The sequence below is a fragment of the Microseira sp. BLCC-F43 genome (genome assembly GCF_041929235.1).
Lineage (GTDB): Bacteria > Cyanobacteriota > Cyanobacteriia > Cyanobacteriales > Aerosakkonemataceae > Microseira.
Genome location: NZ_JBHFNP010000137.1, coordinates 1 through 13,883, shown reverse-complemented (window position 1 = coordinate 13,883; position 13,883 = coordinate 1). Strand labels below are relative to the sequence as shown.

15 protein-coding genes and 1 pseudogene are annotated in these 13,883 nt (G+C 45.5%); 6 read left to right on the top strand and 10 right to left on the bottom strand.

Annotation, left to right across the window (positions count from 1 at the left end; translation table 11 throughout):
- Positions 1-173: 173 nt before the first annotated feature.
- Positions 174-305, top strand: coding sequence for a hypothetical protein (locus ACE1CM_RS19465; RefSeq protein WP_374879475.1), 132 nt, complete (start codon positions 174-176; stop codon positions 303-305).
- 414 nt (positions 306-719) lie between these two features.
- Positions 720-932 (top strand): helix-turn-helix domain-containing protein, encoded by a 213-nt coding sequence (locus ACE1CM_RS19460; protein WP_374879521.1) that lies wholly within the window; start codon positions 720-722, stop codon positions 930-932.
- A 385-nt stretch (positions 933-1,317) separates the two neighbouring features.
- Here the strand turns inward: ACE1CM_RS19460 and ACE1CM_RS19455 are convergent, their stop codons facing one another.
- From ACE1CM_RS19455 to cobM, 4 genes are all read right to left on the bottom strand, one after another.
- Positions 1,318-1,671 (bottom strand): phenylpyruvate tautomerase MIF-related protein, encoded by a 354-nt coding sequence (locus ACE1CM_RS19455; RefSeq protein WP_374879473.1) that lies wholly within the window; start codon positions 1,669-1,671, stop codon positions 1,318-1,320.
- A gap of 161 nt (positions 1,672-1,832) precedes the next feature.
- Positions 1,833-2,315 (bottom strand): flavin reductase family protein, encoded by a 483-nt coding sequence (locus ACE1CM_RS19450; protein WP_374879519.1) that lies wholly within the window; start codon positions 2,313-2,315, stop codon positions 1,833-1,835.
- Positions 2,316-2,390: 75 nt separating this feature from the next.
- Positions 2,391-2,519, bottom strand: a complete 129-nt coding sequence (locus ACE1CM_RS19445) for a DUF29 family protein (protein ID WP_374879471.1) — start codon at positions 2,517-2,519, stop codon at positions 2,391-2,393.
- A 135-nt stretch (positions 2,520-2,654) separates the two neighbouring features.
- Positions 2,655-3,476, bottom strand: a complete 822-nt coding sequence (gene cobM, locus ACE1CM_RS19440) for a precorrin-4 C(11)-methyltransferase (protein ID WP_374879469.1) — start codon at positions 3,474-3,476, stop codon at positions 2,655-2,657.
- Positions 3,477-4,328: 852 nt separating this feature from the next.
- Here cobM and ACE1CM_RS19435 point away from each other — a divergent pair.
- Entirely contained in the window at positions 4,329-5,138 is an 810-nt protein-coding gene (locus ACE1CM_RS19435; RefSeq protein WP_374879467.1) for an SDR family NAD(P)-dependent oxidoreductase, read from the top strand.
- A gap of 40 nt (positions 5,139-5,178) precedes the next feature.
- On the opposite strand, the gene ACE1CM_RS19430 is transcribed toward ACE1CM_RS19435, so the two are convergent.
- The 5 genes and pseudogenes from ACE1CM_RS19430 to ACE1CM_RS19410 form a co-directional block, all read right to left on the bottom strand.
- Positions 5,179-5,349 (bottom strand): hypothetical protein, encoded by a 171-nt coding sequence (locus tag ACE1CM_RS19430; protein ID WP_374879465.1) that lies wholly within the window; start codon positions 5,347-5,349, stop codon positions 5,179-5,181.
- A 434-nt stretch (positions 5,350-5,783) separates the two neighbouring features.
- Positions 5,784-6,194, bottom strand: coding sequence for a DUF6232 family protein (locus ACE1CM_RS19425; protein ID WP_374879463.1), 411 nt, complete (start codon positions 6,192-6,194; stop codon positions 5,784-5,786).
- 227 nt (positions 6,195-6,421) lie between these two features.
- Positions 6,422-6,820, bottom strand: coding sequence for a DUF6232 family protein (locus ACE1CM_RS19420; protein WP_374879461.1), 399 nt, complete (start codon positions 6,818-6,820; stop codon positions 6,422-6,424).
- A 646-nt stretch (positions 6,821-7,466) separates the two neighbouring features.
- On the bottom strand, positions 7,467-7,901 hold the full coding sequence (locus ACE1CM_RS19415; protein WP_374879459.1) for a DUF6232 family protein: 435 nt from the start codon (positions 7,899-7,901) through the stop codon (positions 7,467-7,469).
- A gap of 218 nt (positions 7,902-8,119) precedes the next feature.
- Positions 8,120-8,491: pseudogene (locus ACE1CM_RS19410) on the bottom strand (DUF4058 family protein); the annotation flags it as partial.
- A 341-nt stretch (positions 8,492-8,832) separates the two neighbouring features.
- Between ACE1CM_RS19410 and ACE1CM_RS19405 the strand changes: the two are divergent.
- Positions 8,833-9,105, top strand: coding sequence for a hypothetical protein (locus tag ACE1CM_RS19405; protein WP_374879457.1), 273 nt, complete (start codon positions 8,833-8,835; stop codon positions 9,103-9,105).
- Between the two features lie 258 nt (positions 9,106-9,363).
- On the opposite strand, the gene ACE1CM_RS19400 is transcribed toward ACE1CM_RS19405, so the two are convergent.
- Positions 9,364-10,899, bottom strand: coding sequence for a UbiD family decarboxylase (locus tag ACE1CM_RS19400; RefSeq protein WP_374879455.1), 1,536 nt, complete (start codon positions 10,897-10,899; stop codon positions 9,364-9,366).
- Positions 10,900-10,970: 71 nt separating this feature from the next.
- Between ACE1CM_RS19400 and ACE1CM_RS19395 the strand changes: the two genes are divergently transcribed.
- Together ACE1CM_RS19395 and pstS are read left to right on the top strand one after the other, a co-directional pair.
- On the top strand, positions 10,971-12,356 hold the full coding sequence (locus ACE1CM_RS19395; RefSeq protein ID WP_374879453.1) for an NYN domain-containing protein: 1,386 nt from the start codon (positions 10,971-10,973) through the stop codon (positions 12,354-12,356).
- 285 nt (positions 12,357-12,641) lie between these two features.
- Positions 12,642-13,694 (top strand): phosphate ABC transporter substrate-binding protein PstS, encoded by a 1,053-nt coding sequence (gene pstS / locus ACE1CM_RS19390; RefSeq protein WP_374879451.1) that lies wholly within the window; start codon positions 12,642-12,644, stop codon positions 13,692-13,694.
- Positions 13,695-13,883: the final 189 nt, after the last annotated feature.

Sequence of the window (13,883 nt, the reverse complement as noted above, 5' to 3'; positions counted from 1 at the left end):
CAAAAAAGCTGCTACTCTTACACTCTAGCTTTGGTAATTGGTAATTGGTAATTGGATTCATTGGCAGCCTACTCTTGACAATTATCTATTACCCTCGTTCCCACGGCATAGCCTAGTAAGTAGGTGGAGGTAAATAAAGTGAAAATAGTTATGTAAGCATAGGAACCGATCCAATGCCCACCCCACAAGAATTTCAGATCTCTTGTGGGGTGGGCGTCGGTGTCCGCCCCCTGTTGAGTTTATTTATCCTCACCTACTTAACAGCATTACCACTGTTTTTGGATATCACTAGCAACTTGCGTTAATAGCGATCCCTCTTATGCCACATCATCATAAAAGCGATCGCCTAAATTCCCTACAAAAGTTGCTCTAATTCAGATGAGGGAGAATGTTGGACTTTCTCTACCCCAGTAACATCGAACACAATCCCGTTCGCGCCTGGTAACAACCACCGCAACACCTGAATATAACCATCCGCATCGTTGCGACGATAAAATCAAGCCACAACTAATCGCTGCATATTAGGCAATTGACGCACAATACACCAGGGATGAATGTTCAATTTGGGCTTTGATTTTGGTATCATATAATTATCCTTCCCACGTTTGTGGGATCTGGTAAGAATTGCCTCCGCTCTTTTCGTTTTTCAGGCTAGAAGGGCGCTCGCTTTCAATGTACATATTATTTCCGGTGCGTATGCACCAATGTCAATTCAAAACATGGGTTACGTTAGGTTGCGGATTCGAGAGTTAGCCGATCAAAAGGGTTGGACGCTCAAGGAAATTGCCGAGCGCTCAGGAGTAAATTACAACACAGTGAAAAGTTACGTTCAGCGCGATGCCTTGAACACGGTCGATCTCTCCGCTGTTTTCAAAATAGCCAGTGCTTTTGAAGTAACGCTCGAAGATTTGGTGGAAGTTTTGCAAGATTAGGGATGCAATATTATATCAACGCGGGGTGCATCGATATCGTATATTTTCCTGGGTGTAGGGGCGGGTTTTACCAATAATCTTTGCTAGCAACAGATAATATCAAATCCGGTGGCATCGGAACGAGCGGCATTTCTTGGTAATTGGTAATTGCTAATTGCTAATTGCCCCTACAGGTCGTAATTCCGATGCAACCAGAAACGATATAACTAAAATAAAACCGCCTCGACCGACGCTGACGCAAAGAAACCGGGTTTCTCTCAAAAAGAGATCTACAAAGAAACTAAGGTGATGGGTCGCCCAAGCATAAGTCGAACTTAAGCAAACACCAAATTTTCTCTACAAAGAAACCAAGGTGATGACCTCCGAAGAGTATAAGTCCTAGCGCCTAACCAAAAGTCGAGCCATTCCACCCCCACATCGAACCTTTAGCATCGTTAAACTCGATGTAAATTCGATTTGTAGGCACGCCCAACGCTGAGTTAATTTTCTCACAAAAATCCTGACTCATCGACTTAGTTTGCGATGGACTCATACTGCCAACGCTTTTAACTTCAATGTAACAAACCGGATCGGTTGTTCCAGCAAAAGTCATCGCCACATCAGGTTCAAACGCCGTCATTACGTAAGCTTCCGGTTTACCTGTATGCTTTGCTAACGCGGAAGAAAGACTTTTGAGTAACTGCTGAACCGCAGATTTTTCCGGTGCAGAAACAGAAGATTGAACTTTGATTAAAGGCATGGCATGATTGCAGATTTGAGATTGATGGAATTTTAGATTTGAGATTTTATATTTCAGATTTATTGGATGGCAGATTCAGGGGATTTTAGATTGATGGGTTGCCGATTAAATTATTTCAAATCTTAAATCTACAATCTGCAATCTTAAATCTGAAATTACCCTTAGCCGCCGTAATTCCAGCCGGTGCTTTCTAGTAACAAAGCGTCGCCTTCCCGATGCACGCCAGCACCAATTACTTCGCCGACGTAAACGGTATGATCGCCTTGTTCTACTGCACCGACTACTTTACACTCTACGTAACCCAGAGAGTCTTTAATAATCGGACAGCCGGTTTCTTCTCCCAGATAAAATTCTACATCCTCAAACTTATCGCCGCTGCGGCGTTGCGGCTTGAAAAATTTCTGGGCTAAATCTTTTTGTCCCGCTTCTAGAACGGTGAGGGCAAACACGCCACTGGCTTTAATCATGGCGTGGGATTTAGAATCTTGCTTAACGCAATTTACCACCAACGGTGGCGTAAAAGAAGCCTGCATTACCCAACTGGCGGTGAAACCGTTAACTTCTTCCCCATCTTTGACGCCGCAGACATAAAGTCCGTGGGGAATTTTCCGCAGGATAGTCTTTTTCGCTTGTTCGTCTAACACGGGTTTATCCCCTGATTTGTTTTCTACATCGCTAAGTTTATCAATCCTCACGGCTGGTTGATACAACGGCAACGCTTATTGGGGCAAAAACTCATCATCCATCACCGCTATCAACTCATAAGGACACTCGGTAGGAAATGTCTCTAATGGTAACCCAGTTTCAGCTTTGGCTTGCTTGACCGCTTCTGTGTAAGATTCTGTCAAGATACTTTCGAGATAGGGTCCTGACTTCGCAGTTTTTCTGCGGTGGTTTCTACCCATTTCAGGTAATCTGTCTCGTATAGAGTTTGGCGATCGCTTTTTAGGGAAGGCATAGCAGTTTCCACAGACCCGATATATTCAACGATCCTGATTGCTCTTTCGCCGAAATAGATGACTGTGTTCTGGATGATACAGGCGAGATCGCGCGTTCTCGACTTTCCCCAATGCTGGACTGATAACATAAAGCGTTGTGCGAATCAACTTTTCTTCTCGCGTCACCGCTGCCATCTGATGCAAGGGAACCAGTACAATTCTCTCATCAGGCCAACCCAAGCGATAACAAATCGCCACGGGCGTATCTGCGGGATAATGTTGCTTTAGCTGATTTTGGGCGGCTTCCACGTGACGCGCACTCAGGTAAAGGCACAAACTCGCCTGATGCGCTGCTAGAGAGGATAATTCTTCCTTTTCCGGGACTTGCGTGCGACCGCTAATGCGAGTGAGGATAATTGTCTGCACCAATCCCGGTACGGTTAGTTCGACGCCAAGTTTAGCTGCTGCTGCTTGAAAGGCGCTAATTCCCGGTATGACTTCAAAGGGAATTTCTGCTTGTGCTAAAGCAGCGATTTGTTCGCCGATAGCGCTGTACAGACTCGGATCTCCGGAATGGAGGCGGACGACAGATTTGCCTTGGCGCACTCTTTCCACCACGATCGGCAAAATCTCTTCCAGGGTTTGATTCGCCGTGGGGATAATCTCCGCATCCTCGCGCACCCCCTGCAATATCTGTTCTGGTACGAGGGAGTCGGCGAATAAGATCGCATCCGCCTGGGCGAGAATTTTCTGCGCCTTCACCGTCAACAATTCCGGATCGCCCGGTCCCGCCCCCACGATGTATACTGCCGGTGCGAGAGTAGGTAAGGCTTTGACGTCTCCCAACAGGGATGTAGCGTTAGACATAAATCTAAAAAACTGAACTAATTTCCTAAATCCTTCCGGATCTTACCGACTATCCCAGTAATAAGGAATGGTAGATGCACCCTGGTCAAGCCCTAGAGGATTATATCTTCTGGGGCTTTTTCTTATAGCACGCGTCAGCTCCTCTGTAAAGTCTCCTTCTCTTAGCATTGCCCCACACCCAACAGCAACAACCTTGAGAAAGAAATGATGCCGCTAATGGGGATTGAGCCATTGTCAGGGAAAATTTATGAAAAAATATTGCAGCTTCTTGATTTAGTTGCTAAGGTATGACTGTAGATTTGCTTCCGGTCAATTTTGTATCAGGGAGATTTGTCACTTATGCTTTGTTTCAATCTTGTCCCTTCACAATTGACGGATTCTAGAATTTCTTGAATGCTGGTATAACTGCGCGTAAACGACCTATCACCTTTGTTTCTGCGTAAATCTTCAGTTCCCTTTCCCGACTATTTTTCCGAGAAACCCGGTTTCTTTGCCTGATGACTCGCCAATGCTTGCGTAGTGCCAGCTTAAATCAACAAGACTTACCCAAAGAAACCGGGTTTCTTGCTGCGATCTCTAATTCCCTTTCCCGAATATTTTTCAGAGAAACCCGGTTTCTAGGCTAGTCGCGTTCACCGTACAAGAAGTTTCCCAGATTTATCTACAGCAAAGAGAGTTCAGCACACAATTTCTGAGAAATGTCTTGTTTGTACAAGTTTAGTTTCATTTGATACCAAAATCGCGCATCACCGTTTGTCTCGCAGCGTGTCGAGAATTCTGCCTGCGAGAAATCTTTCAACTCGGCATCAAAAGTGCGGCGCGATGATACCTCAAATTTGGAGGGTTTAAGTTATGAACGTTCAAGGAAAAACGGCTCTAGTTACTGGAGCTTCCCGTGGAATTGGGCGAGCGATCGCACTAGAATTAGCCCAACAAGGGGTAAAACGCCTGCTGTTAGTAGCACGGGATGCAACCCGATTAGCTGAAGTGGCGACCGAAATCGAGGCGCTGGGGGCGGAAGTTGCGATCCTGCCATTGGATTTGACGCAATTAATCGAGGTGAATATTGCGATCGCACAAGCATGGCGAGATTACGGTCCGATTCATCTTCTGATCAATTGTGCGGGCGTTGCACATCAAGCACCTTTCTTGAAATCTCGACTGCCAAACGTGCAGCAAGAAATCGCCATTAATTTAATGGGAATGTACGCCATGACTCGTTTGGTAGCGCGACGCATGGCAACGCAAGGCGAAGGCACAATTGTTAACGTTTCCAGCTTGATGGGCAAGGTAGCAGCACCGACAATGGCTACCTATTCAGCCACTAAGTTTGCCATTTTGGGATTTACCCAAGCATTGCGCGGCGAACTTGCTCAACACAATATCCGAGTCATTGCTTTGCTGCCATCTTTAACCGATACCGACATGGTGCGAGACTTGCAGTGGTTCCGCTTCGTTGTACCGACAACTCCCCAAAAAGTCGCCCAGGCGATGATTGCCGGATTAGAGAAGGAATCTTCTGAAATTCTAGTGGGATGGCAAAGTCACGTAGCCGTGTGGTGTAACCGCGTTGCGCCTTGGTTATTGGAGAAAGTTTTACTGATGGCTGCTCCACTTTCCCAGCATAAACCTAAGCGATACCGACGATTGGGTCAGGCATAGAGATATGGGGTGCGGGTGCGTATCCGCGCACCCCATATCTTTACAACTTGTCTGGATCGATCCCCAATTCTCGCAGTTTTGCTGCCAAAGCTGCTGCTTTAGCTACGGCTAATTCTTTCTGGCGACGTTCATCCTCTGCCTCGGTGAGTACCAACTGCCCATCAGGGGTAAAAAAGCGTAACTTGCTTTCACAGATACCTAAATAACTCAAGTTGCTAGTTATCTCTCTTGGAGCGGCTAATGGCTAATGGCTAATGGCTAGATTGGTAAAAATCCTATATTAGCAATTAGCAATTAGCAAGCTGGCAACGCCAAAGTTTATAACTAGCAACTTGCGTTAATATCTTCTGCTGTCTCTTCTAGGATATTTAAGTCTTTGACGGGGGACATGGCAATAACGGGTTAAGGGGCGTTGGTGTTATGAGCAGGACTTACGCAAACACCAAAGTTTCTATGAAAAATCGTCGGTTTGGCAACCAGAGATCTACGCAGAAACTTTGGTGATAAGATCGTCGTGCGTAAGTCCTGATGAGTTTAGCGCGGCGATTTATATCATAGGGGACGGCGAGCGCTGCAACTCAGGAAAAAGGGGCGATCGCATTGGATGCGATCGCCCAAAATTGCCATGAATTCCTCAGCCAGCTACTAATCCTCTCTTAAATGACTCATCGCTTTTTCTAGGGCTGATTTCATTTTTTTTAGTTCTTCCTTACTGCTAGCCTTCAGAGCTATTTCCTCACCTTTATCTGTGGTAACGATCAGCTTGTAAGCCGACTCATCACTTGCTGTCAGGAGAGCCACAATTCCCAGCAATACCAACTCCGGCAATATTAACGTCGTTTGCCCTAAAACCCAGGTAACTAGCAATAGTAGACCCCCTACAGGGATGATATCGATTGGGGGCGAATTTTTAGACTGAAAATCCTTCTCCTCCCTCCATTTCTCAATATGGCGAATGGGATAATCCGTCCCTTGATACTCCAGCACAGTCTTAGTAATCCGAATGCGCTCTTCTTTGTTTTCGTAAAGGGTTGTGTCTGGCGATGATATTGTCATAGTGGGTGCCTTCCAATTCTCTAGGCGTGCCCCACGGCCTTATTGCTTAGGGTAGGTCTCTTATAATTATCAGCTATTCTTAAATTTTGAGATATCCATCCTAAGAGTTAATTTTATCGCTTTTCGCCCCTCTCCTCCTAGGAGAGGGGCCAGGGGTGAGGTCAGATTCCCCAGTAGGGGAAGGTTTTACCAACCCTTAAAATATCTGGTAAAACCCACCCTTACTATCACCGATAATCAGACATATCAATTGCTTGTTCCAACGCGCCTTTTATCTGTTTGAGATCGTCACCATCTTTAGGTTCGAGGGTGATTACTTCCCCTTGATTCGTAGTGACGATTAACTTGTAGGTAGGCTCTACCTCGGTTGGGTTTAAAACCCAAAGTAAAACCAGTATCGCTCCCAGTACTATTAACGTCGGCAGATTGAAGTACAAAGCCGCTGCTGCCGCTAAACAAGCAAGAAGGATGAAACCAATCAAGGGTTGGTCATCAGCTTCTTTCTTGTCCACCCTGACTTTGGAAATGTTCCGAATTGGATACTCGGTTCCTTTATACTCAAGCAGCGATCTGGTGATGCGAATCTTGTTCTTGTTGTAAAGTACTTTTTCGGCGGTAGATAGCATATGCGGGTGCGTTATCCTTTTGTACGAGTAGCCCCACAGCCCTATTGCTTAGGGTGCATCTCACCCTAGGTGAAATACACTCTTGTCTACTGATGAAGTTGCGGTGATTTCCGATTTCTTCACAGAAGTTTATAAAACTTTGACAGCTTTATTGCCTGGGGTAAATGACAAATGCAGTTCCGCGCTGTGGCTTCCTTAAAAATCAATGACAGGACAGATGGGCAAACCCACCTGAACCGACATCTACTTAATACTTTGACCAAATTAGATGCACCCAAATCAACTGCCTGTTGCCTCTATTTCTCTGCTTGGCTTTCCCTGTTTTTTAGCCTTGGCATATCAGCGCTTGGTACCTTAGCGACGCACAAGTTTTAGGATCAAGGAAAGTTAGCCTTGAAGCCACGACGCGAAGTCCTAAGAATCAGTACTAATACGTTATAGCATATCCGCAAAAATTCGGATCGACTTGCCACTGGGGCAAGTCTGGCGCTCCGAAGCGAGCTAAACTTAGAAACCCGGTTTTTTGGCACAACCGGGTTTCTAAGCTTCAGAAACCCGCTTTCTTGGTTGCTTTCTGGTTCCCAAACCAACGATTTTTCGTAGAAACTGGGAAGCAAGCGCGTAAGTCCTATATTTCTCTCTCATCCTATTTTAATGAACCGCTGATTATCTTGACATCTCTGGCATGGTAGGTACTATCAATTGCGTCTTCCAGCGCCTTTTGCAGTGCTTTTAAGTCGTCACCATCTTCGGGAGAGATGGTAATTTCCTCGTTATTGGGAGATAAGATAATCTTTAGATCGAAAATGGGTTGAGGCTGAGTTGATGGATCGACTGCTGCAAAGAAAAAAGCCAGCACCGCGATTAAGGCTACAATAGGCTGGCTAATACCAAAGGCAATTAAAATTGCTAGGAAAGTGGCAAAGACAGAGTTGTAAGAAATTCCTCCTTTTTCCCCTTTCTTGTCGAGTTTGATTTTAGAAATGTTGCGAATTGGGTATCGACCTCCTTGTGCTTCTAACAAACTGCGGGTGACGCGAATTTTGTTCTTCTTGTTGTTGTAAAGTGCTTCTTCTGCCATTTTGGGTGCATACCTTTCCTCTATGTGGGTTCCCAAACTTCGCAAAATGCATCTGACGCTTTGTGCAAAGACAAAACGCTCTACTGATATTGTTAAAGTTTGGGGCTAATTAGCTGCGACGCATTTTGCGGCTAATCTAGAAACAGCCGCGATCGTTTATAGGCTTTTTCCTATAGAGTTGGAGCAGATCCGGAAAGGATAAGAAAAAAATTTTTATCTTACCGTAACCCTTTTTCCCGCAGCAGTGCATCCACCCAAGCGGCATTTACTTCCTCTAGGGGTGGGGCTAGTTCGCGAGTATAATCTATCACTAAATCGTAAGCAGCTTGGTCATATACGCCAATTATTAAGGTTTGCAAGTCTATCGCAGGTTCAGTATCTTCCTCTTGCAACGGTAACAAAAATGACGGGATGCTATGTTGCAGGTTAAAGGCATATAATTCAGCTTGAGGACGGCGTTCGCTTCGACTCACCAAAATTCTATAATCGCTCTCGATGGGCTTTCCTAAAATTGGCATTGGTTCACCGGCACGCAATAAGTCAATTTCGACTAAATGGGTGAAACTCCCAAACACTCGCTGACGTTTCTTTAAATATGCTTCTTGCTATCCCGATTCAGCAAAATCTACAATCGATCCCTAAAGTTTGGTAAAGCAACGTCACGGGGAGCTTGACAGTTGTCCCCAATCGAGATATCGTCTCTGTTTAAGGTTGCTCTAGTTCAACGACAGCAGCCCTTGTCCAGCCAAAAATCTAGTATCGCTGCCCAATGCCGCTACCAACGGCAAAGGACAGCTTGACCCCCAAACTGTGCTTACCAGCCTGGAGGCTAATGGAGAATTTTAACATTTCTCTGTAGCCACCCTGCTTTGTGCTGCCTGCGGGGTGGCTAGATTTTTTGGTTTTAAACCGAAAAAAAGGAGAAAATATCATGGCAGAAGAGTTTTTGGGAGACTCTGACGGATTCGATCGTCCTAATTCTGACGCAGGCGAACCCCAACGAGAACGCATCGATTTTTTGATTATCGGTACTCGCGAGGGGGTGATGGCAGAAATCCGCAAGTTTTTCGCCATCGGATTTGCTCAACCTGATGATTGGAGTCCCCTGACGCCAGTACCCAATTCGGATCGGGTGATGAGCATTTTGGTTCGCTATCGCAAACCAGGATCTACCGATTCATCAACTCGGAAGTCGGGAGGTTAATGGGTTCAGGACTTATACCAAATCCGGGTTAACAACCCCCTTTATTCTTACAGACCGCGCAGGCGGTCTTTGTTTGTGTAGCCGCGAATGCGCGTCGTTCGGCATAAAGGGGGTGATGGAAGCGGATTTGGTATTACGCCGCAACTCCATATATGGTGGTGACGGTGCGTTACACTGCGTTAACGCACCCTACATCTAGAATCTTTGCGTAAGTCCTGTGGGTTGATGGAGACAAGGGAGACAAGGGAGAATTCTTTCCTATCTTCCCTGTCTTCCTTGTTCTTGTTTCGCCATGTCATATCCAAATAAGTTCGGATCGACTTCGCCTAACTGCAAGTCTGCTAACCCATATTCCGCCCAACGGCGTTCTACCATCGCCGCTACATCTGGATCTGATTCCAAAGGTGCGCCCCATTCGTGTTCGGTTTCGGGGGGGATTTTAGTTGTCGCGTCGATGCCCATGCGTCCGCCCAATCCTATTTTTTCGCTGGCGAAGTCTAAACTATCAAAGGGTGTATTGGGCAGAATAAAAACATCCCGCGAGGGGTCAACTTTGGAACTAATTGCCCATACGACTTGACGCGGATCGCGGATGTTAATGTTTTTATCGACGACAATGACAAATTTGGTGTAGGTAAATTGGGGTAAAGCACTCCAAAATGCCAGGGCGGCGCGGCGGGCTTGTCCGGGATATGCTTTGTCAATGGAAATAATGGCAGCTTTGTAACTTAAAGCTTCCATTGGCAGGAAGAAATCGACGATTTCCGAGACTTGTTGCCGTAGGATGGGGGTGTAAATGCGATTGAGTGCGATCGCCATCATCGCTTCTTCTTTCGGCGGACGCCCGCTAAATGTGGTTAAATAAATTGGATCTTTTCGCATTGTCATGCAGTGGAAGCGAATCAGGGGCGAATCTTCTTCGCCGCCGTAATATCCCATGTGATCGCCAAATGGCCCATCGGGCAATACCTCCCCTGGTGTAATCGTCCCTTCTAAGACCATTTCCGAGTCCGCTGGGACTTCTAAATCGACTGTTTTGCATTTCGCGAGTTGCACGCCGGAACCGCCGTACAGTCCGGCAAACAGCCATTCAGATAAGTCTACGGGGATGGGCGTCGCAGCTGCCATGATAATTAGAGGATCGACTCCGAGAGCGATCGCAATTTCCAATTTCTTACCCTGTTGCGCGGCTTTCCGTAAATGCCTCGCCCCACCTCTGACGGATAACCAATGCACTGTCATTGTATGGCGCGATTGCAGTTGCAACCGATAGACTCCCACATTCGGGACGCCGGTTTCGCAATCTTTGGTAATTACCAATCCCAGGGTGATAATTTGACCTGCATCGCCTGGATAAGGGCGAATCATCGGAATTTTGTTTAAATCTAGGTCATCTCCTTCAATTACCACTTGCTGACAGGCGGGGAAAAAGTCCCGTCCCGGTTTTGCTTTCAGCACGTCAAACAGCACTTTGCCAAACTCCATCGCCTGGGATATCTTTTTGGGCGGTTTGGGTTGTTGCAGCATTGCCAGTTTTTTCCCCAATTCCTCTAACTCCTGGGGGTGCTGCATGTTCATCGCCCAGCAAATGCGTTCTACCGTTCCCAGCAAGTTCACCGCTACAGGATAAGGCGACCCTTTGACATTTTCAAAGATTAACCCAGGACCGCCTTGTTGCAGCATCCGGTTAGAAATCTCCGCAATTTCCAAATCTGGGTCAACTAAGGCACTAATTCGCCGCAATTGCCCTCTTTCTTCCAGTAGTTTGATGAATCCCCGCAGGTCTCTAGCCATGATTAAGATATGTAAAGGTTAAACTTCCTTTTATTATGGACTCATAGACCACCCCGTGCGCGTGGAAGGCTATGCCAGACCACATTAGCTTGCTGTCAGTGACTGATTCTACCCTTCTCGATCGAATAAGTATTTATATCTATGAAGCTGTTCTGGAGATGCAGCGACAGCATCCGCAATGGTTGAAAGAAAAGTATCGAAAAGTGGCATGGAAAGATGACCGTTATCAGTCTATATTCAAAGATAGGTTGAAACAAGAACTACTAAATGCCTCTGACCAAAAAGCCCAACTGCTTAAAGTTAGAAAATTTTTGCAGCTTCTTGTGGAACCCAGCTTTTTTGAAACGGCTGAGTTCAAAGTATTAATAAAGAACCTACGTCAGATAATTATTCAGCCGTCAACGCCGTCAAATGACGGGGAAAATTTAGACTCAAAATCTGCGGGGGCTATTGCCATCTTACTTTTAGATGTAGAAAACTTACAATTGGATGTAGAAACCGAGAAATTTTTAGATAAAATATGTACCTATCCGATTCAAATTAAAATCGCATTTGCGAATTGGCGCAGCATGGGGAGAAAAGATGCTGAATTTCACGAACGCCATTACGAACTAATTCACGTCCCCCCCGGAAAAGACAGCGCCGATTTAAAAATGGCAACGGTTGGATCGTCTATTTTTGTACATTACCCAAATGCGAAAGAAGTATTAGTTTGCTCCTCGGATAAGGCGATTATTCATTTATGTACTACGCTGCAAACCCACGGGTTAACTGTATATCGGGTTCGCAAACAAAAAGATGCGATCGCAGTCTTTAACAGCAAGACGGGAGAAACTCAAACTCATTCCCTCAAAACCATCCCCGAAATGCCTTCGGTTGAGGAATTTATTGCCGGGTTAAAACTGTTAATTAAAGCCGAACAATTGCGGACTGGTTGTCAGTGGCTCAAGTTATCTAGAATTTCAAATCTTTTTCAAAGTAAGTACCAGATTACTATTACTCAAGTTGTCGCAACTCACTTTCCAGGGAAAAAACCAAGAGATATTTTCTTCGAGTATCCATCTGAGTTTGTGGCGCATCAAGTTTCGGAGCGGTCGCAACTTTATATTACTTTATTTGAAATGTCTGAGCCGAAAGCTTCCAATACCAATGGCTCGACTCCTGAATTAGATGAGCAAAATCATATGATAAATTCATCTATTAGTTCGCCATCTGAATTAGAAGAGGCGCTTGTTAATATTTTGAAAATTTTAACGGCTAAATCTTCTAATAGCGCTATTTCTATGTCAACTTTAGGAAGTGAATTTCATAAAAAATACGGTAAAACAATTAGTATTACTCTCGATGAATTGAATTTAAACGGTAATTTCCCTAAGTTTATAAAGTCTTGTAGTTCTTTAAAACTGGGGCAAACGAAGAAAGGGTGGCAAGTTGCAATCGCTCAAACAGAGGACTAAAGTCCCCACTACGAACCGGAGGCAGAAAATATACCCCTTTAGAGGTATGTCGAACTTAACTCTTGGTTGCCATCTTGGAGTGGCAGCCTCAGGGCCGATCCCATCTAAAACTTGGCAACAAAAAAATAACTAAAAATTTTTAATTTTAATATAACTTTTTCTTAAACATAATTTAATCACGGCTTAACCTAGAATTAGACTGATATTTTCCTTTTCTTAACCAGTAAAGTGTAGCGTGGGAAATGCTTAATCACAAATGCATTTCTGCTTAAGGATAGGGATAGTATGGCTTTATCTTCCACTACTTTGCGTCGAGCTGTAGTGGCTTCCGCGGTAACAGTTGGTGTTGTGGGAGGCTTCGTTTACACGGCGACTTCCCAAACAGCATCAGTAACACTTAATGGAGCAGGCGCAACATTTCCGGCGCCTTTGTATCAGAGGTATTTTCAGCAATTCAGCCAAAGAAACCCCAACATTCGAGTTAACTACCAAGCCGTAGGTAGCGGTGCTGGAGTGCGCCAAATGATTGCCGGAACGGTAGATTTTGCCGGGAGCGACGTGGCAATGAAAGATGACGAAATGGGGAAAGTTAGTCGGGGTGTAATATTTATCCCCACTGCTGGCGGCCCGGTTGCAGTTGTTTATAATCTGCCAGGGGTTAACAATCTCAAACTATCCCGCGAAGCGCTTCCTGGTATTTTTTCCGGTCAAATTACTAGCTGGAACGACCCCAAAATTGCTTCTGCTAATCCAGGGGTAAACTTGCCCAATCAACCGATTCGACTCGCAGTGCGTGCAGATAGCAGCGGTACTAGCTTTATTTTTAGCAATCATCTAAGTGCAATTAATCCTTATTTCCGGGGTCGAGTAACTGCCAGCACTACACCCAACTGGTCTGGAAATCCGCTGCGGGGTCAAGGAAATCCCGGTGTTGCACAAAGCGTGAGACAGACGCGGGGTGCGATTGGTTACGTAGAATTCTCCTTTGCCAAGAGCGCTAACATGCAGATGGCGCAATTGCAAAATCGCAGTAATGCTTACGTTGCGCCTTCGATGGAGGCAGCAAACCAAGCGTTGGCAGGTGTAGATTTTAACCAAGACTTCCGCGTTAACTTTACTGAATTTGGTAACCCGAACCAAGGTTATCCTATCGTGGGTTTGACTTGGATGATGGTTTACAAACAGTATCCTCAACCCGGTAAAGCTGATGCAGTGAAGCGCTTGGTACAGTGGGTGATGACCGACGGTCAACAAATCAACGATGACCTCAGCTATACGCGCATTCCGCCTCCGATTGCTAGCAGAGTTGTTCAAGCAGTCAATAGCGGCGTCCGTTAAGTCTTGTACCTAAAATGGGTGAGACAGATAGGATGCCTATCCCACAAGTAGAATTAATCTCTTTTGGGTTGGGTGAGACAGGCAGGATGCCTATCCCACAAGTAGAATTAATCTCTTTTGGGTTGGGTGAGACAGGCAGGATGCCTATCCCACAAGTAGAATTAATCTCTTTTGGGTTGGGTGAGACAG

What these genes read in the sequence shown, in the direction of transcription:
- ACE1CM_RS19415 (WP_374879459.1), bottom strand. Translation starts at nt 7,901, where the DNA reads ATGGCAGAAGAAGCACTTTACAACAACAAGAAGAACAAAATTCGCGTC.
- ACE1CM_RS19460 (WP_374879521.1), top strand. Translation starts at nt 720, where the DNA reads ATGGGTTACGTTAGGTTGCGGATTCGAGAGTTAGCCGATCAAAAGGGT.
- ACE1CM_RS19425 (WP_374879463.1), bottom strand. Translation starts at nt 6,194, where the DNA reads ATGACAATATCATCGCCAGACACAACCCTTTACGAAAACAAAGAAGAG.
- pstS (WP_374879451.1), top strand. Translation starts at nt 12,642, where the DNA reads ATGGCTTTATCTTCCACTACTTTGCGTCGAGCTGTAGTGGCTTCCGCG.
- ACE1CM_RS19400 (WP_374879455.1), bottom strand. Translation starts at nt 10,899, where the DNA reads ATGGCTAGAGACCTGCGGGGATTCATCAAACTACTGGAAGAAAGAGGG.
- cobM (WP_374879469.1), bottom strand. Translation starts at nt 3,476, where the DNA reads ATGTCTAACGCTACATCCCTGTTGGGAGACGTCAAAGCCTTACCTACT.
- ACE1CM_RS19420 (WP_374879461.1), bottom strand. Translation starts at nt 6,820, where the DNA reads ATGCTATCTACCGCCGAAAAAGTACTTTACAACAAGAACAAGATTCGC.
- ACE1CM_RS19405 (WP_374879457.1), top strand. Translation starts at nt 8,833, where the DNA reads ATGGCAGAAGAGTTTTTGGGAGACTCTGACGGATTCGATCGTCCTAAT.
- ACE1CM_RS19395 (WP_374879453.1), top strand. Translation starts at nt 10,971, where the DNA reads ATGCCAGACCACATTAGCTTGCTGTCAGTGACTGATTCTACCCTTCTC.
- ACE1CM_RS19455 (WP_374879473.1), bottom strand. Translation starts at nt 1,671, where the DNA reads ATGCCTTTAATCAAAGTTCAATCTTCTGTTTCTGCACCGGAAAAATCT.
- ACE1CM_RS19465 (WP_374879475.1), top strand. Translation starts at nt 174, where the DNA reads ATGCCCACCCCACAAGAATTTCAGATCTCTTGTGGGGTGGGCGTCGGT.
- ACE1CM_RS19435 (WP_374879467.1), top strand. Translation starts at nt 4,329, where the DNA reads ATGAACGTTCAAGGAAAAACGGCTCTAGTTACTGGAGCTTCCCGTGGA.